20 protein-coding genes are annotated in these 21830 nt (G+C 66.7%); 14 read left to right on the top strand and 6 right to left on the bottom strand.

Annotated elements, in window-relative coordinates; genetic code table 11:
• Nucleotides 1–50 precede the first annotated feature (50 nt).
• The 12 genes from ACZK3W_RS05870 (at nucleotide 51) to ACZK3W_RS05815 (ending at nucleotide 13395) form a co-directional block, all read left to right on the top strand.
• On the top strand, nucleotides 51–497 hold the full coding sequence (locus ACZK3W_RS05870; RefSeq protein WP_121503931.1) for a GNAT family N-acetyltransferase: 447 nt from the start codon (nucleotides 51–53) through the stop codon (nucleotides 495–497).
• Between the two features lie 228 nt (nucleotides 498–725).
• Nucleotides 726–2426: a malate dehydrogenase (quinone) gene (gene mqo, locus ACZK3W_RS05865; RefSeq protein ID WP_478450573.1), complete on the top strand. Its 1701-nt coding sequence runs from the start codon at nucleotides 726–728 to the stop codon at nucleotides 2424–2426.
• A gap of 268 nt (nucleotides 2427–2694) precedes the next feature.
• A complete protein-coding gene (locus ACZK3W_RS05860) occupies nucleotides 2695–4887 on the top strand; it encodes a TonB-dependent siderophore receptor (RefSeq protein ID WP_478450572.1) in 2193 nt (730 codons plus the stop codon).
• Nucleotides 4888–5109: 222 nt separating this feature from the next.
• Nucleotides 5110–6753, top strand: coding sequence for a malonate decarboxylase subunit alpha (mdcA, locus tag ACZK3W_RS05855; RefSeq protein ID WP_478450571.1), 1644 nt, complete (start codon nucleotides 5110–5112; stop codon nucleotides 6751–6753).
• 10 nt (nucleotides 6754–6763) lie between these two features.
• A complete protein-coding gene (gene mdcC / locus ACZK3W_RS05850) occupies nucleotides 6764–7084 on the top strand; it encodes a malonate decarboxylase acyl carrier protein (RefSeq protein ID WP_180837932.1) in 321 nt (106 codons plus the stop codon).
• Nucleotides 7081–7986: a biotin-independent malonate decarboxylase subunit beta gene (locus ACZK3W_RS05845; RefSeq protein ID WP_478450570.1), complete on the top strand. Its 906-nt coding sequence runs from the start codon at nucleotides 7081–7083 to the stop codon at nucleotides 7984–7986. The genes mdcC and ACZK3W_RS05845 overlap by 4 nt, the downstream gene beginning before the upstream one ends.
• A 2-nt stretch (nucleotides 7987–7988) precedes the next feature.
• Nucleotides 7989–8693, top strand: a complete 705-nt coding sequence (gene mdcE, locus ACZK3W_RS05840; RefSeq protein ID WP_180837939.1) for a biotin-independent malonate decarboxylase subunit gamma — start codon at nucleotides 7989–7991, stop codon at nucleotides 8691–8693.
• Entirely contained in the window at nucleotides 8686–9327 is a 642-nt protein-coding gene (gene mdcG / locus ACZK3W_RS05835; protein ID WP_478450569.1) for a malonate decarboxylase holo-[acyl-carrier-protein] synthase, read from the top strand. Before mdcE ends, mdcG begins: the two co-directional genes overlap by 8 nt.
• Nucleotides 9324–10181: a triphosphoribosyl-dephospho-CoA synthase MdcB gene (mdcB, locus tag ACZK3W_RS05830; RefSeq protein WP_478445565.1), complete on the top strand. Its 858-nt coding sequence runs from the start codon at nucleotides 9324–9326 to the stop codon at nucleotides 10179–10181. Before mdcG ends, mdcB begins: the two co-directional genes overlap by 4 nt.
• The gene (gene mdcH / locus ACZK3W_RS05825; RefSeq protein ID WP_201118385.1) at nucleotides 10178–11098 is read left to right on the top strand and encodes a malonate decarboxylase subunit epsilon; all 921 of its coding nucleotides are present in this window, start codon (nucleotides 10178–10180) and stop codon (nucleotides 11096–11098) included. The genes mdcB and mdcH overlap by 4 nt, the downstream gene beginning before the upstream one ends.
• 104 nt (nucleotides 11099–11202) lie before the next feature.
• Nucleotides 11203–12570 carry an SLC13 family permease gene (locus ACZK3W_RS05820; protein ID WP_032127621.1) on the top strand — a complete coding sequence of 456 codons (1368 nt, stop codon included), beginning with the start codon at nucleotides 11203–11205 and terminating at the stop codon, nucleotides 12568–12570.
• A 105-nt stretch (nucleotides 12571–12675) separates the two neighbouring features.
• The gene (locus ACZK3W_RS05815) at nucleotides 12676–13395 is read left to right on the top strand and encodes a GntR family transcriptional regulator (RefSeq protein WP_057499721.1); all 720 of its coding nucleotides are present in this window, start codon (nucleotides 12676–12678) and stop codon (nucleotides 13393–13395) included.
• Nucleotides 13396–13466: 71 nt separating this feature from the next.
• Here the strand turns inward: ACZK3W_RS05815 and ACZK3W_RS05810 are convergent, their stop codons facing one another.
• Nucleotides 13467–13793 carry a hypothetical protein gene (locus ACZK3W_RS05810; protein WP_478450568.1) on the bottom strand — a complete coding sequence of 109 codons (327 nt, stop codon included), beginning with the start codon at nucleotides 13791–13793 and terminating at the stop codon, nucleotides 13467–13469.
• A gap of 151 nt (nucleotides 13794–13944) precedes the next feature.
• Between ACZK3W_RS05810 and ACZK3W_RS05805 the strand changes: the two genes are divergently transcribed.
• Nucleotides 13945–14892 (top strand): nucleoside hydrolase, encoded by a 948-nt coding sequence (locus ACZK3W_RS05805; RefSeq protein WP_004147861.1) that lies wholly within the window; start codon nucleotides 13945–13947, stop codon nucleotides 14890–14892.
• Between the two features lie 4 nt (nucleotides 14893–14896).
• Here the strand turns inward: ACZK3W_RS05805 and ACZK3W_RS05800 are convergent, their stop codons facing one another.
• The 4 genes from ACZK3W_RS05800 to ACZK3W_RS05785 all read right to left on the bottom strand — a co-directional run bounded on the left by ACZK3W_RS05800 (nucleotide 14897) and on the right by ACZK3W_RS05785 (nucleotide 18920).
• A complete protein-coding gene (locus tag ACZK3W_RS05800) occupies nucleotides 14897–16156 on the bottom strand; it encodes an MFS transporter (RefSeq protein WP_478450567.1) in 1260 nt (419 codons plus the stop codon).
• Between the two features lie 78 nt (nucleotides 16157–16234).
• Nucleotides 16235–17248: a hypothetical protein gene (locus ACZK3W_RS05795; RefSeq protein WP_478450827.1), complete on the bottom strand. Its 1014-nt coding sequence runs from the start codon at nucleotides 17246–17248 to the stop codon at nucleotides 16235–16237.
• A gap of 97 nt (nucleotides 17249–17345) precedes the next feature.
• On the bottom strand, nucleotides 17346–17756 hold the full coding sequence (locus ACZK3W_RS05790) for a hypothetical protein (RefSeq protein WP_180837926.1): 411 nt from the start codon (nucleotides 17754–17756) through the stop codon (nucleotides 17346–17348).
• 27 nt (nucleotides 17757–17783) lie between these two features.
• Nucleotides 17784–18920, bottom strand: a complete 1137-nt coding sequence (locus ACZK3W_RS05785; protein ID WP_478450566.1) for a metallophosphoesterase — start codon at nucleotides 18918–18920, stop codon at nucleotides 17784–17786.
• Nucleotides 18921–19242: 322 nt separating this feature from the next.
• Between ACZK3W_RS05785 and ACZK3W_RS05780 the strand changes: the two genes are divergently transcribed.
• Complete coding sequence (locus ACZK3W_RS05780) at nucleotides 19243–20205, top strand: IS110 family transposase (protein ID WP_107314971.1); 963 nt, start codon at nucleotides 19243–19245, stop codon at nucleotides 20203–20205.
• A 52-nt stretch (nucleotides 20206–20257) separates the two neighbouring features.
• On the opposite strand, the gene ACZK3W_RS05775 is transcribed toward ACZK3W_RS05780, so the two are convergent.
• Nucleotides 20258–21796: a TerC family protein gene (locus ACZK3W_RS05775; protein WP_478450565.1), complete on the bottom strand. Its 1539-nt coding sequence runs from the start codon at nucleotides 21794–21796 to the stop codon at nucleotides 20258–20260.
• Between the last annotated feature and the right edge of the window lie 34 nt (nucleotides 21797–21830).

Raw genomic sequence — 21830 nt, 5'->3', positions numbered from 1 at the left:
CCATGCGCGATGCGGATACTGGTCGGCCGATCACTGCAAGGATGCCCTGCATGCCTGTATTCGTCCGCGATGCGCGCCCCGAAGATGCCGCCGCCTGCATCGACCTGCGCGGGCGCACCCGCGAGAACGCCTTCAGTGCCGCGCAGTTGGCGGAGCTGGGCATCACGCCGGAAAGCTGGGCGGCCGGCATCGCCCAGGGCGATTCGATCGGCCGCGTCGCCTGGGAAGGGGAGCGCATGGCCGGTTACTGCTTCGCCGACCGCGACAGTGGCGAGGTGCTGGTGCTGGCCCTGCTGCCGGACTACGAAGGCCGTGGCGTCGGTCGGCAGCTGCTGCAGGAAGTGGTCAGCCTGACCCGCGATGCGGGCCATACCCGGCTGTTCCTGGCGTGCTCGGCCGACCCGCGTTCGCGCTCGCATGGCTTCTACCGGCGCCTGGGCTGGCGCCCGACCGGGGAGATCGATGAGGCCGGTGACGAGATTCTGGAGCTGGTCTGATTGAAGGCGTCGCCAGGCATGGCCTGGCGCTACTGGGGCTACGATCGCCAGGCTTGGGCCCGCCGCTCACGTGACGGGGCCGCGAAACGTCGGATGCTGCGTTGCATCAAAAACGGACCGGATCCGGTTAGAATCGCGGATGGATGGCGCAAGGCGTTGTTTCTTCACGCCCTTTCCCTGCCCCACGCGCATCCTGACCCCTTCCCCTCCGCCAACGATCCCGCCCCCATGAAGAAATTTGGCAAGGCCCTGCTCGCCCTGCTCGTGCTGCTGTTGCTGGCCGCCGCGCTGTTCCTGTACTGGCCGCTGACCCAGCGCTCGGTGCCCGCCGCCAGCAACGACAAGCCCGTCGACGTTGTGCTGGTCGGCGCCGGCATCATGAGCATCACCCTGGCCACCTACCTGCAGGAACTGCAGCCGGACTGGAACATCCAGGTCTACGAACGCCTCGACGGCGTCGCCGGTGAAAGCTCCGACGGCTGGAACAACGCCGGCACGGGCCACTCGGCCTTCGCCGAACTGAACTACACCCCCGAACTGCCCGACGGCAGCATCGAGACCAAGCGCGCGGTCGGCATCGCCGAATCGTTCGAGGTCTCGCGCCAGTTCTGGTCGCACCAGGTGAAGGAAGGCCGGCTGAGCCAGCCCAGCGACTTCATCAACCCGACCCCGCACATGAGCTTCGTCTGGGGCGATGACAACATCGCCTACCTGCACAAGCGCCAGCAGGCCCTGGTGAAGAATCCGCTGTTCTACGGCATGCAGTACTCCGAGGATCCGGCCCAGATCAAGCAGTGGGCCCCGCTGCTGATGGAAGGCCGTGACCCGAAGCAGAAGGTTGCCGCAACCTGGATGCCGCTGGGCACCGACGTCAACTTCGGCGTGATCACCCGCCAGCTGACCGCCGGCCTGCAGCGCAGCCCGAACTTCAGCCTGCACCTCAACCACGAAGTGAGCGCGCTGCGGCAGAACGCCGACAAGAGCTGGAACGTGACGGTGAAGGACCTCAAGGCCGGCACCGAGTCCACCACCCACGCCCGCTTCGTGTTCATCGGTGCCGGTGGCGCTGCACTGAAGCTGCTGCAGATGTCCGGCATTCCGGAATCGAAGGACTACGCCGGCTTCCCGGTCGGTGGCCAGTTCCTCGCCTTCCAGGGCCAGGACGTGACCTCGCGCCACGGCGTGAAGGCCTACGGTATGGCCGAGACCGGTTCGCCGCCGATGTCGGTGCCGCACCTGGATGCGCGCAAGCTGGACGGCAAGCCGGTGGTCCTGTTCGGGCCGTTCGCGCTGTACAGCACCAAGTTCCTCAAGCACGGCTCGTGGTGGGACCTGTACTCGTCGGTGAACCACAACAACGTCGGCCCGATGCTGGAAGTGGGCAAGGACAACCTGGACCTGGTGCAGTACCTGATGGGCCAGGCGCGCCTGAACGATGCCGACCGCCAGGCCGAGCTGGTCAAGTACTTCCCCACTGCCAAGCCGGGTGACTGGAAGCTGGTCACCGCCGGCCAGCGCGTGCAGATCATCAAGCGTGATCCGCTGAAGGGCCCGGTGCTGCAGTTCGGTACCGAGATCGTGACCGACAAGGACCACACCCTCGCCGCCCTGCTCGGCGCTTCGCCGGGTGCGTCGACCTCGCCGCCGATCATGCTGGACCTGATGGCCAAGGCCTTCCCGGACCAGATGAAGGCCGGCTGGGAAGCCCGCCTGCGCGAGATCGTGCCGTCGTACGGGCGCAAGCTCAACGACAGCGCCGCGCTGGTCAACGAGATCCGTACGCTGACCAGCCAGACCCTGCATCTGCCGTATCTGGAGGTGCCGGTGGATGCGAACGCGGCGGCGCCGGTGCCGGCAGCGGTTCCTGCAGCGGCTCCGGCACCGGCCAAGGAAAAGCGCAACGCCAACGAGGAACTGCAGGCGCTGTAAGCCTGGCAGATTCCCTGCAGCAGACACGGACGGCCACCTTCGGGTGGCCGTTCGCGTTTGGGCCGCTCCCTGCTGCAGAAAGCGATGCCCGGCGCCGGGAATCCTATGCACAATGACGCGAATTGTAATGTTGTTAAGAATTATTTACATTTGCGTCCTTCGCAGTGACCGCGCCCCTCCCAGATGGACCTGATGTGCCCGAAGCCGCCGCCCCGGGTGCTGGACGACTGTTGCCGCCCCCTTCCCGTCTCCGAGCTTCGAACCCACCATGTCCCTGACGTTCCGTAACCGCCTGCCCCGCCGTGCGCTGCTGCCGGCTGCCCTGCTCTCTTCGCTCGCGCTGGTCGCGTCTCCGGCGTTCGCCGAGGCCGCCGCCGATGCATCCGATGCCAAGACCCTGGACCGGGTCAGCGTCCGTGCCGAGCAGTCCGCTCCGCCATCCAGCACCACCCGCCTGCCGATCACACTGCAGGAAACCCCGCAGTCGGCCACTGCGATCAGCCTGAAGCGCCTGCAGGACGAGTCGCTGTTCAGCATCAACGACGTGATGCGCAACGTCACCGGCGTCAGCGTGTCCTTCTATGACACCCAGCGCCCGCTGTACTACGCACGCGGCTTCGCCATCACCGACTTCCAGGTCGATGGCATTCCCACCTACAGCGGTTCCACCAACCAGGAATACGACACCGCTTTCTACGACCGCATCGAAGTGATCCGCGGTGCCAACGGCCTGCTCAGCGGCGCCGGCGTGCCGTCGGCCACCGTCAACCTGCTGCGCAAGCGGCCGGGCAAGGAGTTCGATGCCTCGTTCGCGATCAGCGCCGGCAGCTGGGACTATCGACGCATGGAGGCGGACGTGACCGCGCCGCTGACCGATGACGGCCGTTTCCGCAGCCGCGTGGTCGCCGCCTATACCGATCGTGGCCTGTATTACGACCGCTACGACGAGAACAAGATGGCCGGCATGGCGGTGCTGGAAGGCGACGTCACCGACAGCACCACGATCACCCTCGGTTACCAGAGCCAGGACAACAATCCGACCGGCTCGACCTGGGGCACCGTGCCGTTCTTCGACAACCAGGGCCATTTCGCGCACCTGCCGCGCTCGACCAACCTGTCGCCGAAGTGGAGCTACTGGAAGCGCGAGAGCAACACTGCCTTCGCCAACCTGGAACAGCGCTTCGGCGACAACTGGCTGCTGAAGATCAACACCGCCTACACCCGTGGCAATGTGCAGAACGTGCGCCTGTACGGCACCGGCAACCCGGACCCGGTGACCGGCTCGGGCATCTTCCTGCGCGCGGCCGCCGGTGATTCGAGGGACACCCGGCGCAACGTCGATGCTTACCTGACCGGAAGCTTCGATCTGTTCGGCCGCGACCACGATGTGACCCTCGGCGCACAGTGGTCGGACCTGGAAGGCACCACCAACACCCTGGCGCTGAACTTCCCGAACGATTGGGCACGCTGCGGCGGCGAACGCTGCTACTACATTCCCAACGTGTACAGCTGGAACGGCGACATCTCCGAGGTCACCTACCGCCGTACCGGCGCGCGCCGCGTGGCCAAGACCACGCAGAGTGGCGTCTATCTGGCCACCCGCCTGCGCCTGGCCGATCCGCTGTCGCTGATTGCCGGCGCACGCCTGAGCCGCTGGGAAACCCTCAGCCGCTCCTACAACGCCGCAGGCGCCTACACCGGCACCAGCGGCGCGTACAAGGTGAGCGATGAAGTCACTCCCTACGTGGGCCTGGTCTACGACATCACCCCGAACGTCTCGGCGTACGCCAGCTACACCGAGATCTTCAACCCGCAGAACTTCAAGGACCGCAACGAGAACCTGCTGGCGCCAGTACAGGGCTCGAACCTGGAAGCGGGCATCAAGACGCAGTGGTTCGATGGCCGCCTGACCGCCAATGCCGCCGTGTTCGAAGCCAAGCAGGACAACTACGCGGTGCGTGACATGGGCGTGCCGGAGGGTTCGCTGAGCGATGGCACCTCCGCCTACGTCGGCGTCAACGGCACCAAGGCGCGCGGTTGGGAGATGGACGTCAACGGCGAGATCCTGCCGGGCTGGACGGTCAACGCCGGCTATACCCACGTCAAGGTCACCCGCGCCGCCACCGATCTGCTGTACGCCAACCCGCCGAAGGACCTGCTGCAGCTCAACACCCAGCTGCAGCTGCGCGGCGCGCTGGAGCGCCTGAGCATCGGCGGTGGCGTGCAGTGGCAGAGCAAGGTGCAGGGCTACAACATCGCCTACCCGCTGGGCGGCACGGTGACGGTGAACCAGCCGGCCTACATGCTGGTCCAGTTCAACGCCAACTACCGCATCAGCGACTACTGGACGGCAACGCTGAGCGTGCGCAACGCGCTGGACAAGACCTACTGGGCGAATCTGGACTACAACAACTACGGCGAACCGCGCTTCGTGTCGGCCAGCCTGCGCTGGAAGTTCTGAGCCACCAGAAACGGTAGTGCCGGCCGCTGGCCGGCTCCAAGCGATGCATCGATGACGCGGAGCCGGCCAGCGGCCGGCACTACCCCGATCGATGCGGGTCATCCTCCATTTCAATCTGAATGGGCCCGCCTTCGCGCGGGCCCTTCTTTTTGCTGCAGTGCGGGTTGCATGCCCGACTGTAATTATGCCGTAATTACATCGACACCAATCGGAAGCCGGTCGATGAACCCGAGCTGGGATACGTTGGAACGCAGCCGCCAGGCCCGCCTGGAACGTGCCGCGCCGTGGGCCCGGGGACGTGAGGTCGCCGCCACCGACGTGGGCGAGCTGCTGCACGCACTGCTGGAGCCAGGCGACAAGGTCTGCCTGGAGGGCAACAACCAGAAACAGGCCGATTTCCTCGCCCAGGCCCTGGCCGACCTTGACCCGGCCCGGGTGCACGACCTGCACATGGTGCAGTCGGTGCTGTCTCTGCCGTCGCACCTGGATGTATTCGAGCGTGGCATCGCGTCGAAACTGGACTTCTCGTTCTCCGGCCCGCAATCGGTGCGGCTGGCCAACCTGGTGGCCGAAGGGCGCATCCAGATCGGTGCCATCCACACCTACCTGGAACTGTTCGGCCGCTACTTCATCGACCTCACGCCCCGCGTAGCGCTGGTCGCCGCGCAGGCCGCCGATCGCCACGGCAATCTCTACACCGGCCCGAACACCGAAGACACCCCGGTCATCGTCGAGGCCACCGCGTTCGGTGGCGGCATCGTCATCGCCCAGGTCAACGAGATCGTCGACACCCTGCCCCGCGTCGATATCCCTGCTGACTGGGTCAACTTCGTAGTGCAGGCCCCGAAGCCGAACCACATCGAGCCGCTGTTCACCCGCGACCCGGCGCAGATCTCCGAGATCCAGGTGCTGATGGCGATGATGGCGATCAAGGGCATCTACGCCGAGTACGGCGTCAACCGCCTCAACCATGGCATCGGCTTCGATACCGCCGCCATCGAACTGCTGCTCCCCACCTACGCCGAATCGCTCGGCTTGAAGGGAAAGATCTGCCAGCACTGGGCCCTCAATCCACACCCCGCACTGATTCCGGCGATCGAATCGGGCTTCGTCAAATCGGTGCATTCGTTCGGTTCCGAACTGGGCATGGAGAACTACATCGCCGCACGCAGCGATGTGTTCTTCACCGGTGCCGATGGCTCGATGCGCTCCAACCGCGCGTTCTCTCAGACCGCCGGCCTGTATGCCTGCGACATGTTCATCGGTTCCACCCTGCAGATCGACCTGCAGGGCAACAGCTCCACCGCCACGCGCGACCGCATCGCAGGCTTCGGTGGCGCACCGAACATGGGCTCCGATGCACGTGGCCGCCGCCATGCCAGCGAGGCCTGGGTCAAGGCCGGCCAGCAGGCCGCACGCCCCGGTGAGATGCCGCGTGGCCGCAAGTTGGTGGTGCAGATGGTGGAAACCTTCCGCGAACACATGGCACCGGCCTTCGTCGATCGGCTGGACGCCTGGGAGCTGGCCGAGCGCGCGGACATGCCGCTGCCACCGGTGATGATCTATGGCGACGACGTCAGCCATGTACTGACCGAAGAAGGCATCGCCAACCTGCTGCTGTGCCGCACCCCTGAAGAGCGCGAACAGGCGATCCGCGGCGTGTCCGGCTATACCGCCGTGGGCATGGGACGCGACCGCGCGATGGTGGAGAACCTGCGCGACCGCGGCGTGATCCGCCGTCCCGATGACCTCGGCATCTCCGTGCGCGATGCCAGCCGTGACCTGCTGGCGGCGCGTTCGGTGAAGGACCTGGTGCGCTGGTCAGGCGGCCTGTACGACCCGCCCAAGCGCTTCCGCAACTGGTAAGGGGCTGAGCATGGAAACCCTCGACTATCGATTCGAAGGACACACGGCGGTGCAGTTTCCGCGCGATGCAATGCTGGTCGGCGTACTGGCCTCGGGCAACCTGGAAATCCTGCTGGAACCGGCCGCACTGGACGGCGCGATGATGGTGCGCATCATCACCGCCGCGCAGGGCTTTGGCCGCGTCTGGGAGGCGGTGATCGGTGATTTCGCACAGCGCCATCCACTGCGCGATGTACGCGTCTCGATCAACGATGCCGGTGCGACCCCGGCGGTGGTCAGCCTGCGCCTGGACCAGGCAGTGGAAACCCTGCTTGCTGGAGATCCACGATGAGCCGGACGCAGCGCCACAGTTACTACGAAGCCGATGCACGCGAGCGCATCGCCGGCCTGGCCGACGCCGGCTCGTTCCGTGAATTCCTCGGCCCGGCGCGGCGGATGATGAGCCCGCACCTGGCACAGCTCGACCAGCCCGCGGCGTTCGACGACGGCATCGTTGTCGGCGAAGCCACACTGCGCGGCCGACGCGTGCTGCTGGCCGCACAGCAGGGTGAATTCATGGGCGGCGGCGTGGGCGAGGTGCACGGCGCCAAGTTGACCGGGCTGCTGCACCGTGCAGCGGAAACCCGACCTGACGGTGTGCTGCTGCTGCTCGATACCGGTGGCGTGCGCCTGCACGAAGCCAACGCGGGATTGATTGCCATTTCCGAGATCATGCGCGCCACGCTGGATGCGCGCGCTGCAGGCGTGCCGGTGGTGGCACTGATCGGCAGCGGCAATGGCGCGTTCGGTGGCATGGGCATCGTCGCCCGCTGCTGCAGCACCGTGGTCATGTCCGAGGAAGGCAGGCTGTCGCTGTCCGGACCGGAAGTGATCGAAACCGTTCGCGGCGTGGAGGAATTCGATTCCCGCGATCGCGCGCTGGTCTGGCGCATAACGGGAGGCAAGCACCGCTACCTGATCGACCAGGCACAGGTGCTGGTGCCCGATGCCATCGAGGCGTTCGCGCAGGCTGCCAGCAATGCGCTGCAGCCCGATACCAGCACCGATCCAGATACTGCACTGGCCGCGCTGCAGGAACGCCATGCGGCACTGAAGGCGCGCGTGCAGGCCTGGGGCGATTGCCGCGATGGCCTGGAGATCTGGGCGCGGCTGGGTATCACTGCCCCCGAGCGACTGCCGCTGCTCGACACCGATGCGTTCCTCATCGCCACCGCCGACCGGAGCCTGCCATGAGCATGCCGCTGCAGACCCTGCTCGATGCCCTGTTCCCGCATGGGCATGCCATTGCCGTGAACGATTCGGTGCTGACCGGCAGCGCCACCACCGAGGATGGCGAGGTGACCGTGATCGGTACCGCCGACAAACTCGAAGTCGGCGTGGACCACGCATTGGCACTGGCCGAAACCGTGCTTGCCAGCACCGCCGCGCTTCCACAGCGACCGATCGTGATGCTGGTGGACACCGCTGGCCAGCGCCTGGCACGGCGCGACGAACTGCTTGGCATCAACGGCTGTTTCGCGCATCTGGCACAGACGCTGGATCTCGCGCGTCGACGTGGCGCGCGGCTTGTCACGCTGGTCTATGGTGAATCCGTCAGTGGCGGCTTCCTCTCATTCGGCCTGATGGCCGACCACATCCACGCCCTGCCCGATGCACAGGTGCGGGTGATGGACCTGCGCGCGATGGCGCGGGTGACCAAGCAACCGCTGGAGAAACTGCAGGCACTCAGCCAGAGCTCGCCGGTGTTCGCGCCGGGCGTGGAGAACTACGTGGCGATGGGTGCGGTGGAATCGCTGTGGGAGGGCGATCTTGCCCAGCACCTGCTGCAGGCGCTGCGCACGCCCGCCGAAGGCGACCTGCGTGCCGCACGCGGCGCACAGCGCGGCGGTCGTGCCCTGGCGGCAGGCGTTTCATCTGCGGTGGCCCACGGCGATGCCTGAGCGGCCCGCCCGCCACACGCTGGCCTGGCTGTCGGCCGATGCCGACTGGCGGGCTGACGTGACTGCACAGGAACCACGCCTGGCAGCGTGGTTCGCGCAGGGCTTGCCGGCCATGGTGGCGCGCTGTGCGGCGGACGACCCCGACCCTCGGCTGCGTCTGGGGGTACCGCTACCGCCAAGCGAAGGCAAGCAACGGCTGGCGCTGCGCGTGGCCCTGCAGGACGTCCAGCAGCTGCAGCCTCCCCCTGCCTTGGATGACGTTCTCGCCGGCGGCGTTCCGGCGGATTGGCAGGCGGCGTTGCAGGCAATGCTGCGGCTTGCACCAGCCCGCGTATTCGGCGCCTTCGCATGGCAGCACCTCACCGGACTGCCCTATGTGCACCCGCGCTCGGACATCGACCTGCTGTGGCAGGTGGATGACGCGCGCCAGGCCGACCTGCTGGTCGAACGCCTGCAGCACTGGGAAAGCGCCTATGGGCATCGCGTGGATGGCGAACTGTGCCTGGTGGATGGTGGCGCGGTGAACTGGCGCGAATACGCCGGTCGCAGCCTCGAAGTACTGGTCAAACGCATTGATGGTGCCGCTCTGGAACTGCGCGAGGCCTTGTTCAACGCCACTGGAGTTGTCGCATGAACGCTGTCGTGAAGCGCGTCGCCCGGTCCACCCCGGCGGTGGACAGCGCGCGCCTGGGGCGCCTTGCCATCGCCAGCCTGCACGCCGAACTGGCCCTTGCCCCCAAACCGGGACTGGTTACACCGTTCGATCGCGGCAGCCACCACGACATGGATGCCGGCACCTTCCTGCGCAGCCTGTTCGCGTTGCGCCACTATTTCATCGCCGTGGCCGACGCCGGTGCCGGCGCGGCGCCGTTCCAGACGCTGCGCCGGCATGGCATCGCCGCCGAGATATCGATGCTGAACGCCACTGCGGGCATCAACACCCATCGCGGTGCGATCTTCAGCCTTGGCCTGCTGGTGGCCGCGTCCGCTGCCTGCTGGGGCCGCGCGGGCCGTGTCGCCGCAGCCGAGCAGGTCTGCCAGGAAGTGCGCCGTTGGGCGCCCGAGCTCGCCGACGCGCCTCTGGATGCGAACAGCCCTGGCCAGCGCGCGCGTGCACGACACGGCGTGCAAGGTGTGCGCGAACAAGCGGCCGCCGGCTACCCGCTGCTGCGCGAAGTGGCACTGCCTGCCCTGCGCCACGCACTGGCCAGCGGCCTGCCACGCGAGGCCGCGATGTGCCAGACCCTGATGCAGCTGATCGCGTGCGTGGATGACCTCAACCTGCTGCACCGCGGCGGCGCCGACGGCCTGCGCTGGGCCCAGCGGCAGGCACGCACCTTCCTGGACGCCGGTGGCACGTTCGCGCCGGACTGGCAGGTACATCTGCGTCGCATCGGTGACGGCTTCGTCATGCGCCGGCTGAGCCCGGGCGGCAGCGCAGACCTGTTGGCCTGCAGCGTGTTCCTGCTGCAGCAGGAGCAGGCATGAGCCTGGCCCTGCTCTGCCCCGGCCAAGGCGCGCAGCACGCGGCGATGTTCGATCGCGTGCGCGATCTGGCTGCCGCGCGGCCGGTGCTCGATGCCACGAGCGAACTGCTTGGCCGCGATGTATTCGCCGCTGCGGCGGCCGACGACCGCTTCGACAATGTGCGGGCGCAACCACTGCTGTGCGCAGCAAGCCTGGCGCATTGGCAGGGCCTGCGCGAGGTATTGCCAACGCCGACGGTGATCGCGGGTTACAGCATCGGCGAGCTGGCCGCACATGCCATCGCCGGCGGCGTCGATGCGGCCACCTGCCTTGCCCTGGCTGCGCAGCGCGCGCTGTTGATGGACAGCGCCAGCCCCGCCGATGCAGGCCTGCAGGCAGTGCTTGGCCTGGAACGCCATGTACTGCAGCCGCTGTGCGATCTGCACGGAGCGCACGTGGCCATCGCCAACGGGCAGGACCATTTCATCGTGGGCGGCACGCACGCCTCATTGCAGCGGCTGGCCGATGCCGCGCGGCCGCAGGGTGCGGACATCCGTCCACTGCCGGTGCACGTGCCTGCACACACACCGTTGCTGGCAGCGGCGGTCGCACCGTTCGCTGCCGCACTCGACGCCTCGCCACTGCAGGCCCCACGCCTGCCGCTGCTGGCCGGCATCGATGCGCGACCGGTGCGGGATCGCGCAACGGCAGTCCACACGCTGTCGGCGCAGCTCGCGCAGACCATCGAATGGGCGCAGGTGATGCGCCAGGCCTTCGAGCGTGGCGCGCGGGTGTTCCTGCAGCTGGGCCCGGGCAACGCATTGGCGCGCATGGTCGCGCCGGCCTATCCGTGCTGCGAGGTGCGCGCGGTGGAAGAGTTCCAGAGCCTTGAAGGCGCCGCGGCGTGGGTCCGCAGCGCGCTGGAGCGGCTGCAGTAACGGGTTCGAGCAGTACGTATCACGCAACACGCAGTACGTCGCCTTACCCCGGGATGGCGGGTCTCCATCCGCGCTGTACGTGAGTCACGTGTCTGGGAGGGCGCATGAGTCCACAAATCGCAACGATCATCGGTCTGGTGATCATGTTCATCGTCGCCACCGCGATGCCGATCAACATGGGTGCCGTCGCCTTCGCGCTGGCCTTCATCATCGGCGGACTGTGGGTCGACATGGGCGGCAAGGAGGTCCTGGCCGGCTTTCCCGGCGATCTGTTCCTGACCCTGGTCGGCATTACCTATCTGTTCGCCATCGCGCAGAAGAACGGCACCATCGACCTGCTGGTGCACTGGGCAGTGAAAGCCGTGCGCGGCCATATCGTGGCCATTCCGTGGGTGATGTTCGTGATCACCGCGGTCCTCACTGCGTTCGGTGCACTGGGCCCGGCGGCGGTCGCGATCATCGGCCCGGTCGCGCTGCGCTTTGCCAAGCAGTACAACATCAATCCACTGATGATGGGCCTGCTGGTCATCCATGGTGCGCAGGCGGGCGGCTTCTCGCCGATCAGCGTGTACGGCAGCATCACCAATGGCGTGGTGCAGAAAGCCGGGCTGGAAGTGACCGAGATGGCGGTGTTCCTGACCAGTCTGGGCTTCAACTTCATGATGGCGACGATCTGCTTCTTCGCCTTTGGTGGCATCGCCCTGCTGCGCCGTGGCTCGATCACCGCAGCAGGAACACTCGGCAATGCCGAGCTGGCGATGGCCGGTGGCCCGCAGGCGTCGTCGCGCCAGTTCGCGATCGAAGGTCATGGCGCACTGGTGGCCGCTGGTGGTGGCACCCTGTCCAATGATCCGGTGGCACTGGATGCGGTGAACCTGACCCGCGAGCGGTTGTTCACCCTGATCGGCCTGCTCGGCCTGGGCGTGGCCGCGCTGATCTACAACCTCAACGTCGGCCTGGTCTCGATCACCGTGGCGGTGGCGCTGGCGCTGTTGTCCCCGCAGAGCCAGAAGGGTGCGGTCGATGGCATCAGCTGGTCCACCGTGCTGCTGATCTGCGGCGTGGTGACCTACATCGGCGTGCTGGAACATGCCGGCGCGGTGGACTTCATCGGCAACGGTGTCTCCGACATCGGCATCCCGCTGCTCGGAGCGCTGCTGGTCTGCTATGTCGGCGGCATCGTCTCCGCATTCGCTTCGTCGGCAGCGGTACTCGGCGCGACGATTCCATTGGCGGTGCCATTCCTGATGCAGGGTCACCTCAGCGCCGCCGGCGTGATCTGCGCGCTGGCGGTGTCATCCACCATCGTCGATGTCAGCCCGTTCTCGACCAATGGCGCACTGGTGGTGGCCTCGGCCGCGAAGGAAGAGCGCGAGACCCTGTTCCGCCGCTTCCTGGTCTACAGCGGCCTGGTGGTTGCGCTCGGACCGCTGCTGGCCTGGCTGGTGTTCGTGGTGCCGGGCTGGATGTAACCGCCCAGCGGTAGTGCCGACCGCTGGCCGGCACTCTCATGAAGCCATCCAGCGATCATGGGTTGCCGGCCAGCGGCCGGCACTACCTGGCGGTACACTTCCACCATGGCCATTGCCCCTGCCCCGCGGTCACCGAAGAAGCGCGCACCTCTGTACGAAGAGGTGGCCGAACACGTGCGCGAGCGCATCTACGATTACCGGCTGCCGCCGGGAGAATGGATCGACGAGCCCGCGCTGTGCGAGGAACTGGGCATCAGCCGCACGCCGCTGCGCGAGGCGCTGAAGCTGCTGGCCGCCGAAGGCCTGGTGCAGATCGATGCGGGTCGTGGCAGCCGGGTCACGCGACTGACGCTGGAAGACCTCAACCAGCTGTTCCCGGTGATGGCGATGCTGGAAGGCCGCTGCGCGCATGAGGCGGTGAAGCACATCGACGATGCAGGCGTGCAGCAGTTGGAAGACCTGCATGCAGCGATGGAAACCGCGGCGGCCGAGGGCAACATCGCCGAGTACTACCGCAACAACTACCTGATCCACGAAACCGTGCAGCATTACGCGGGCAACCCGTGGCTGATCCGCATCACCCACGACCTGCACCGCATCCTGAAGATGCATCGTGGCCGTCAGCTGCTGACCCCGGGTCGCACCGCGCAGTCGCTGGCCGAACACCGCGAGCTGATGGAATGCTTCCGCCGCCGCGACGCGCAGGCTGCCGAACGCACCATGGAACGCCATCTGCTGAGCCAGGGCCAGGCACTGGCCGCCTATGTGGCGGCGGGCGGGCTGTTGAACGTGCCGGCGCCGTTGCCGACCGAAGGCGGCGGCTGAGCTGTTGGGGTTGCCGGCCAGCGGCCGGCACTACCAGGACGTGACCTTGGCCGGCACCCTGGGACGTCTCATCAATCGGCGCCACCGCAGCTGCCGCCGTCACCCCCACCACCATCACTGCTGCAGTCGGAGCTGCTGTGGCTGTGATGGCTGTGGTTGTCACCGGAATAACCACCTGAGCTGTCGTAGCTTGCGCCGCCATCCCCCCGGCTTCCCGAGCCATCGGCCGTGGCCACTGCCATGCACAGGATCGCACCGACCAGCGGCAGCAGCCAGACCAGCAGCAGCTGCACCGTCCGGCCGCCCGCCGACAGGCCATCACGCCTGACGATCACCACGGTAGCCACCACGTTCAGGCCCAGCACCAGCAGGACCAGCAGAAGGGCAACGATCAGCATTCGGCGACTCCGTGCCTGGACTGGAGGCATTATGGCCTTCCACCCCGATGTTGGCCCTGCCTGTCATGAAGATGGGACAATGTAGGGCGCGCCGGCCTGCCTCCGGGCCGCCGGCGCCCCCCGCACCACACGGAAGAAGAAGAACAACAACATGCTGAAAGTCATTTTCGATACCGACCCGGGCGTCGACGACGCCCTGGCCCTGCTGTACCTGCACAAGCACGCCCAGATCGACCTGATCGGCGTCACCACCACCTTCGGCAACGCCTCGGTGGAGTCGACCACCCACAACGCGCTGTACCTGAAGCAGGCCTGGGGCTTTGCCGCTCCGGTCGCGCGCGGTGCCGGCGGCCCGCTGCAGCCGGAAGCCACCCCGGAAGCCTGGCCGGTGCACATCCATGGCCACAACGGCCTGGGCAACCACCCGGTGCCGGCCAGCCTGGACGTGGCCGCCGATGCGCGCCCGGCCCATCAGCTGATCATCGACCTGGTCCGCGCCCATCCGGGCGAGGTGACCCTGGTCGCGGTCGGCCGCATGACCAACCTGGCCCTGGCCCTGCAGCAGGCCCCGGACATCGCCGGCCTGGTGCGCGGCGTGGTGATCATGGGTGGCGCTTTCCACGTCAACGGCAACATCACCCCTGCCGCCGAGGCCAACATCTGGGGCGATGCCGAAGCGGCCGACGTGGTGTTCACCGCCAGCTGGCCGGTTACCGCCATCGGCCTGGACGTGACCACCCGCGTGGAAATGGACCGTGACGGTCTGGATAAGCTGGCCGCTATCGGCGGTGCCGATGCCGAGCTGGTGCGTGCGCTGTCGCAGGATTACGTGGACTTCTACCTGCAGGCCGGCCACAAGGGCATGGTGGTGCATGACTGCTGCGCCTGCATCGCGCTGACCCGCCCGGAACTGTTCCAGTTCGAGCGCGCCAGCGTGCGCGTGGCCACCGACGGTGTCGCCCGCGGCATGACCATTCCCAAGCCGGAAGGCCTGGCGTTCGGCCCCAGCGTGTGGGACGGCCACGTGGTGCAGTCGATTGCCATCGGCGTGGATGCGGCCGCGGTACTGGCCGACATCGAGCAGACCCTGAAGGTCTGACCCGCTAGCGCCTGGCCCTGCCCGGGACCGTCTCGGGCAGGGTCCACAGCACCGGCAACACCAGCACCGCCACCAGCGCGATCATCGCGCCCGGCGCCGCCGCCCAGCCGCTGCGCTCCACCCACCATTGCGCCAGCCATGGCGTTGCACCGCCGAAGAAGGCGGTGGCCATGGTCACCCCCAGTGCCAGCCCGCTGACCCGGCCCTCGCCCGGGAATTGTTCGGCCGTGGCCGGGGCCGCCACCGCGCTTACACCACCGGCCACGCAGGCCAGCAGCACCGCGGCCAGCACGATGCCCAGCGCCGTCGCCTGCGCCATCCACGCAAACAGGGACAGTGGCAACAACGCTGCCAGCACGGTCAGGCCCAGCAACACCGGCCGTCGTCCAACGCGGTCGGACAATGCGCCACACAACGGCGTGATCGCGATCACTGCCACCGCCGCAATCGTCGACAGCCACAGTGCGTCGCCCTCGTCATGACCCCGCGCGTGCAGGAACGCAGGCACATAGGTGATGCCCACGTAGTAGGTGATCGAGCCCAGCGCCGAGATCGCGAACGTGCGTGCCACCGCCAGCGGATGGTTGCGCAGTACGTGGCGAAGCGGTGTAGCCGGAATGCTGCCCTCGCGGCGCTGACGCTCGAACTCCGGCGATTCGTGCATGCCCGAGCGCGCGACCAGGATCACCAGTGCCAGCGCCGCGCCGACGAAGAACGGAATACGCCAGCCCCAGCTGTCCAGCTGTGCGGGCGCGAGCAGCCCCACGGTAACCGCGGAGATCGCCACCGCCAGCAGTGCGCCTACTTCGCTGGCGGCCGAGGCCAGCGAGGTCACCAGGCCGCGTCGGCGTGCTGGTGCGCTTTCCAGCAGGTACGCCACCACGCCGGTGTACTCACCGCCCACCGAAAATGCCATCACGCAGCGCAGTACCAGCAGCAGCACGCCCGCCGTAGTGCCCGCCGTGGCCGCTGTCGGCAGCAGCGCGGTGGCCAGCATCGCCGCTGCCATCAAGGCCATCGATGCCAGCAGCATCCAACGCCGGCCCAGCCGGTCCCCCAGGTGGCCGAAGCACAGTGCGCCCAGCGGGCGCATCAGGTAGGACACCGCAAAGCCGGCCAGGGTGACCAGCAGCGCCTGCTCGCCACCACCGAAGAACACCCGCGACAGCACCGTGGCGAAGTACAGATACAAGGTGAAGTCGTACCACTCCACCACCGTGGACAGGCCGGCCACCCACATCGAGCGCTGCCGCTCGGCAGTCATTGCGTGTTCGCCTTCAACAGCCTCGATCCCGGTTGCGCAGGTTCGGGGCAGGATGTCATGGCCGGGGTGAAATACCGGTCATCGGCTGTCCGTCGCCTGCATGTACTGGGTTTCATGGCCGGTGAATCGCTCACCGTCAAAGCCGAAGCAGAAGCGTCCTTCCTCGAACACGCGGTAGACCAGCAACGCACCATCAAGGCAGAACTGTTGCTGGTCCACACCCGTTTCCAGGGTCCCGTAGCCGGTGGCGTCTCCGCCCTTCCCCGCCGTGCCGGTGAAGGCATCGATCGGCAATGGCGTGGCGCGTCCGGTGCGGGTGTCGACCAGCACCAGCGTGCGCTGGAAGTACCCGGGACGATCATCGACCTGTACCAGCAGATAGTGCTGGTTGAAATTGGGCTTCTGATGCTGGAGAGCTTCTTCAATGGCGGCCCGGTGCCGCGCATCGCAGAAGTCGACCGGGCTGTAGCGGTAGCTGCAACCGTCGTGGTCGTAGGGCAGGTTCATGCCGGAATAGCTGACGCTGCCCTTGCTCCCCGCATCGTCCCCCGGTTCGGGCGTGCTGCACAGCAGCCACGAACGCTGCGCATCCTCCGGGTCGGCCAACAGCTTCGGCTCACGGCCCGCTTCGTAAGCCGCGCCACCCGGGAAGTCCTGCCCCAGGTGCTGGCGGGCGATTGAACGCGCCTTCTCCAACGGCAAGGCAATCCTGGCCCCACGGAACGAGACGAACGTCATCGTCGGCAGGATCACCTCTTCCACCGGCAATCCTTTCCATTGCCCACCCGTGCAGAACGTGGCGATCTCATTCTCTTCGTCCACCTTGCAGGGTTTCGGCGCATTCGCGGCCAGCCAGGGATGTGCCGGGCGATCGGTCTGAACGTCGATGTACCAGCCGTCCAGCGCACAGCTCGGCAGGGCATCGAGCAGCGGAGAGAGGTCTTCTGCCATGGCCGGGGCGGCAAGCGGTGTGCCCGCTGCGGGTGCCCCGGTCGGCGCATCCGTTGTGCGCTGGCATGCCGCCAGCGCGAGCAGACCAACCAGCAGCGCGACGTGGCGCGGACGCCGGATTGAATGATGCGCTCCCTGCATTGCGTGTTTCCTGGTTTCAGAACCCAGTGCAGATGATTGCCGATCCGGAGCCGGCTGGGACGCTGGGTGCTGCGCGACCTCCACGCATGGCGTGGAGCTACCCGGTGTGCTGGCTTCCCGCCCGGTAGGCAGCGTAGGCATCGAGGATCTTCTGCATCCGGGCCTGCTGCTTCGCGCCCATCGGCACCCGCTGCACGCGCTTCAGCAGCGTCTTCCACATGTATCCGGAACGGAAGAAGTACGGGCGCACCTCAAGGAAGGTCAGCACGACATCCACCGTATCTGGATCGCGTTCGGCAAGTTGCTTCAGCGCATTGGCGTAGCCACCCGGGAACGCAAGCTGTTCATACCGCTGGCGGTATTCCGCGCAGGCTGCCGCGTGCTGCTGCATTTGTTCCGGGCCACGCCAGCGCGCACCAGCGGCTTCGCGGATGGCTTGGCGCAGCCGATTGATCTCGTCCGCATTGGCGCGGATCAGACGTTCCATGGGTGCGCGGGGATGGGCCATGGTTCGTTCCATGTGGTTTGTCAGGGGTCACGGGGCGCGGCGCAGGGTGATCAGGGTGATCTCCGAAGGAACGCCGATGCGTGCCGGGAAACCGGCCCACAGGCCAGCACCATTGCTCACGTACAGTGTCATGCCATCCACCTCGTAACGCCCGGACACATAACCGCCATTGGCGCGCTTCACCAGCTGGTCCATGCCAATGATCTGGCCGCCATGTGTATGCCCGGACAGCTGCAGCTTCACCCCACGCGCGGCAGCCTCGCGTGCGTTGCGCGGGCGATGGTCGAGCAGGATCACCGGCGCGCCCGGATCGGCGCCAGCCAGCGCGGCCTCCAGGTCCGGCAGCGGCAGACCGTAGCGTGCGGCCACGGGGTCGGTGACGCCGGCAATGGTCAGCGCCGCATCGCCGCGCCGCACCTGCAGGTGGCTGTTCTCCAGCACCTGCATGTGCAGTGCGCGGAACGCCTGCATCCACGCCTGGTACTGCGCGTAGTACTCGTGGTTGCCGGTGATGGCGATGACGCCGTCCGGTGCATGCAGATCAGCCAACGGGCGGGCGTCCTCGCGACGCGCCTCGACGCTGCCGTCGATCAGATCGCCGGTGATCACGATCAGGTCCGGCGTCAGTGCGTTGCTCTCGTCCACCACCTTGCGCACCCAGTCGCCAGTCAGCAGGCGGCTGGCATGGATGTCGGTCAGCTGCAGCACGCGATAGCCATCGAACGCGGCAGGCAAGCCGGCAATGCTCACCTCGATCTGCCGGGGCTTGGGTACCGCCATGCCCTGGCTGACGCCATAACCGCTCACGAGCAGGGCCAGCAGACCTGCCGTCGGCCGCAGCTTCGGCGCGCGCAGGACCGATACAGTACGCGGCCAGCGCAGCAGGTGCGACAGCAGCAGGCCGGCGTCCAGCACCAGCATCACCAGCGCCAGCAGCAACACGGCGGTGGAGCCGGTGGCCAGCGTGGCGATGGCCAGCTTCGGTATCTCCGGCGAGGCCATCGTGCCCCAGAAGGTGGCTACGATGCGCAGCTGCACGGCAACGCCCACCAGCAGCAGCGACAGCACGACCTTCATCCAGATGGGCATGCGCAGTGGCCAGAACAGGCGCCAGGCCACGTACAGGCCCATCAACAAACCGATCGTACTCAGCACTGCAACCATCCTGGAAAGAAAGCGGGCCCGCCATGGTGACGGTTGCCGGCAGTGTTGTGTAGAGCCGAGCCCGTACCCGGCTGCTCAGGAGGCAGTCGAGCATGGCTTGTATGTTCCTCCCGGCTCCTACGCGGTATGTAGGAGCCAGGGTGGAGGGACCGTCAAGCATGCATCTGCGGATACTAGCCGACAGACGAGTCGAGCGATCCCCATCCCGCACACGAACGTCGATAAAGGATCGTACGGCCCCCAAAGGGGATCGTCGATGTAGGCAAGCTAACGTCGGTGCGGTACCACCCCAGCCCCTTAAAGATAGCTGGGAGCCGTACAAATGTCTGATTCTCTCGATATTGGCGTGGACGTGGACTCCAAGGAGTTCGTACCGGCAGTGGCCGACCGCAAGGCCGGCGACAGGATCGCCAACACCCGGGCCGGCATAGCCCAGTGGCTCAACACCTTGCCCCAGCGATGCCGGATTGGCATGGAGGCGACGGGGCGGTACTACGAGTTGTTGGCTCGGATGGCTGGCCAAGCAGGCCACGTTGTCTATGTGATCAATCCACGTCTGATCAAGCACTACGGCCGGGCGACGGGCTCGCGTGGCAAGACGGACGCCATGGACGCCGAAGCGATCGCCCGGTACGTGAAGAAGGAGAACGATCGCCTGCGTGAATACGTACCGCGTACCGACGAGCAGCAACAGATGCACGATTTGCTGCGCAAGCGGCAGACGCTGGTAAAGACACGCGCGCGCCTGGAGCAATCCTTCGGGGTAAGCAAAAGTGCCCCCGGGGAGCTGTCAGATCTGTTCTGCGCTCTGGCTGGGACGCTGTCCGAGCTGGAAAGCGAACTGCAGCGCTTGGGTCGCGATGGAGAGCATGGCGCGCTCTACAAGCGCCTGTTGACCATCCCTGGTATCGGCCCTGCCGTCGCCGCTCACCTGATCTACTACATGACGCGCTGGCCGTTGGCCAACGCCAACGCGTGGATCGCCTGCACCGGCCTGGATCCCCGGCCCAACGAGTCTGGCGGCAGAACGGGACGGCGTCGGCTGTCCAAACAGGGCGCGCCAGTGCTGCGCCAGATGCTCTACATGGCCGCAATGGGGCTCAAGCGGTGTCGCCGGGGGCAACCGCTCTACGACGAGCTGTCAAAACGCGGTCACCCCAGCACCGCCGTCTTCAACATCCTGGCCAGAAAGCTGGCCAGGATCGCCTGGGGTGTCTTCAAAAGCGGCCGGGACTTCGATCCGGCCATGCTGAAGGTGGGTCAAGCCTGCTTCCAGCAGGCTTGACCGCGAACATAGGATCTCGACTCTACAGAGGGCCAGTCGAGCAGGCTCGACTCTACGAAAGCCCGATGCGTTCCACCCGCAGGCGGGCGATGCGACGCTTCTCCATTGCCAGTACGGTGATGCGTACATCCGCAATCTCCACCGTGTCACCGATGTCCGGCAGGCGCCCCAGACGCTCCAGCACCAGACCGGAGATGGTCATGTAGTCGGCACTGCGTGGCAGCGAGACGCCGGCCAGGCGCTGCAGGTCGTCCAGGGTCAGCGCACCGTCGGCCTCCCACTGGTTCTCGCCCTGCGCCTCCACGCCATAGCGCTCGTCCTGGGTGTCGACCAGGTCACCGGCAATGGCCGCCAGCAGGTCGTTGGCGGTCACCAGGCCTTCCACACTGCCGTACTCGTCCACCGCTACCGCCAACGGCACCGGGTGCTGGCGGATCAGTTCCAGCGCCTGCAGTGCGCTGGCGCTGGACAGCACGTACTGCGGCTCGCGCAGGTTGCCCTCCAGCTGCAGCGGCCTGCCCTGCAGCAGGTCGGCCAGAAGGTCGCGGCTCTGCACCACGCCGCGCAGGCTGTCCAGGTCGCCATCACCCACCAGCAGGCGGGTGTGCGGCGATGCCACCAGGCGTGCCACCACATCCTCCTGCCCACGTGCCAGGTCGATCCACTGCACGTCGGCACGCACGGTCATCACGCTCGACACCGGGCGATCAGCCAGGCCCAGCACGCTGCGGATCATCTCGTGCTCGGCCGGCTGCAACCGCTCTTCGGCATCGACGTGTTCGTCAGCGTTTTCGTCATCGTGGCCATTGGCCGGGCGCGCGCCCAGCATGCGCAGCACGGCGTCGGCGGTACGCTGGCGGAAGGGCTGGCGGCGCTCGTTGCGCTCGCGATTGAAGCGCACCCACTGGTTGAAGGCTTCAACCAGGATCGAGAAGGCGATCGCCGCGTACAGATAACCCTTCGGGATCTTGTAGCCCAGGCCTTCGGCCACCAGGCTGAAACCGATCATCAACAGGAAGCCCAGGCACAGCACCACCACCGTGGGATGCTTGTTCACGAAGCGGGTCAGCGGCTTGCTGGCCACCAGCATCAGCGCCATCGCGATGGTCACCGCGGCGTACATCACGCCCAGGTTGTCGACCATGCCGACCGCGGTGATCACCGAGTCCAGCGAGAACACCGCGTCGAGCACCACGATCTGAGCCACCACCATCGCGAAGCTGGCGTAGACCTTCTTGCCATCCTCGTGATGCTCCCGGCCCTCCAACCGCTCGTGCAGTTCCATCGTGCCCTTGAACAGCAGGAACAGACCACCGCCCAGCAGGATCAGGTCACGCCCGGAGAAGCTGTGGTCGAACAGCGTGAGCAGCGGTTCGGTCAACTTCATGATCCATGCCAGCGCGGCCAGCAGCACCAGCCGCATCAGCAGGGCCAGCGCCAGGCCGATCACCCGCGCGCGGTCACGCTGGTGCGGCGGCAGTTTGTCGGCCAGGATCGCGATGAACACCAGGTTGTCGATGCCGAGAACGATCTCCAGCACGACCAGGGTTGCAAGGCCCATCCATATCGAGGGGTCAGCCAACCATTCCATTTCAGGTCCGTTTCGTCAGTAGGTAAGGGAAAAG

Source organism: Stenotrophomonas sp. 80084_Sma (genome assembly GCF_056481995.1).
The sequence above is the reverse complement of the archived record's forward strand: the minus strand, read 5'-3'. Positions and strand labels throughout refer to the sequence as shown.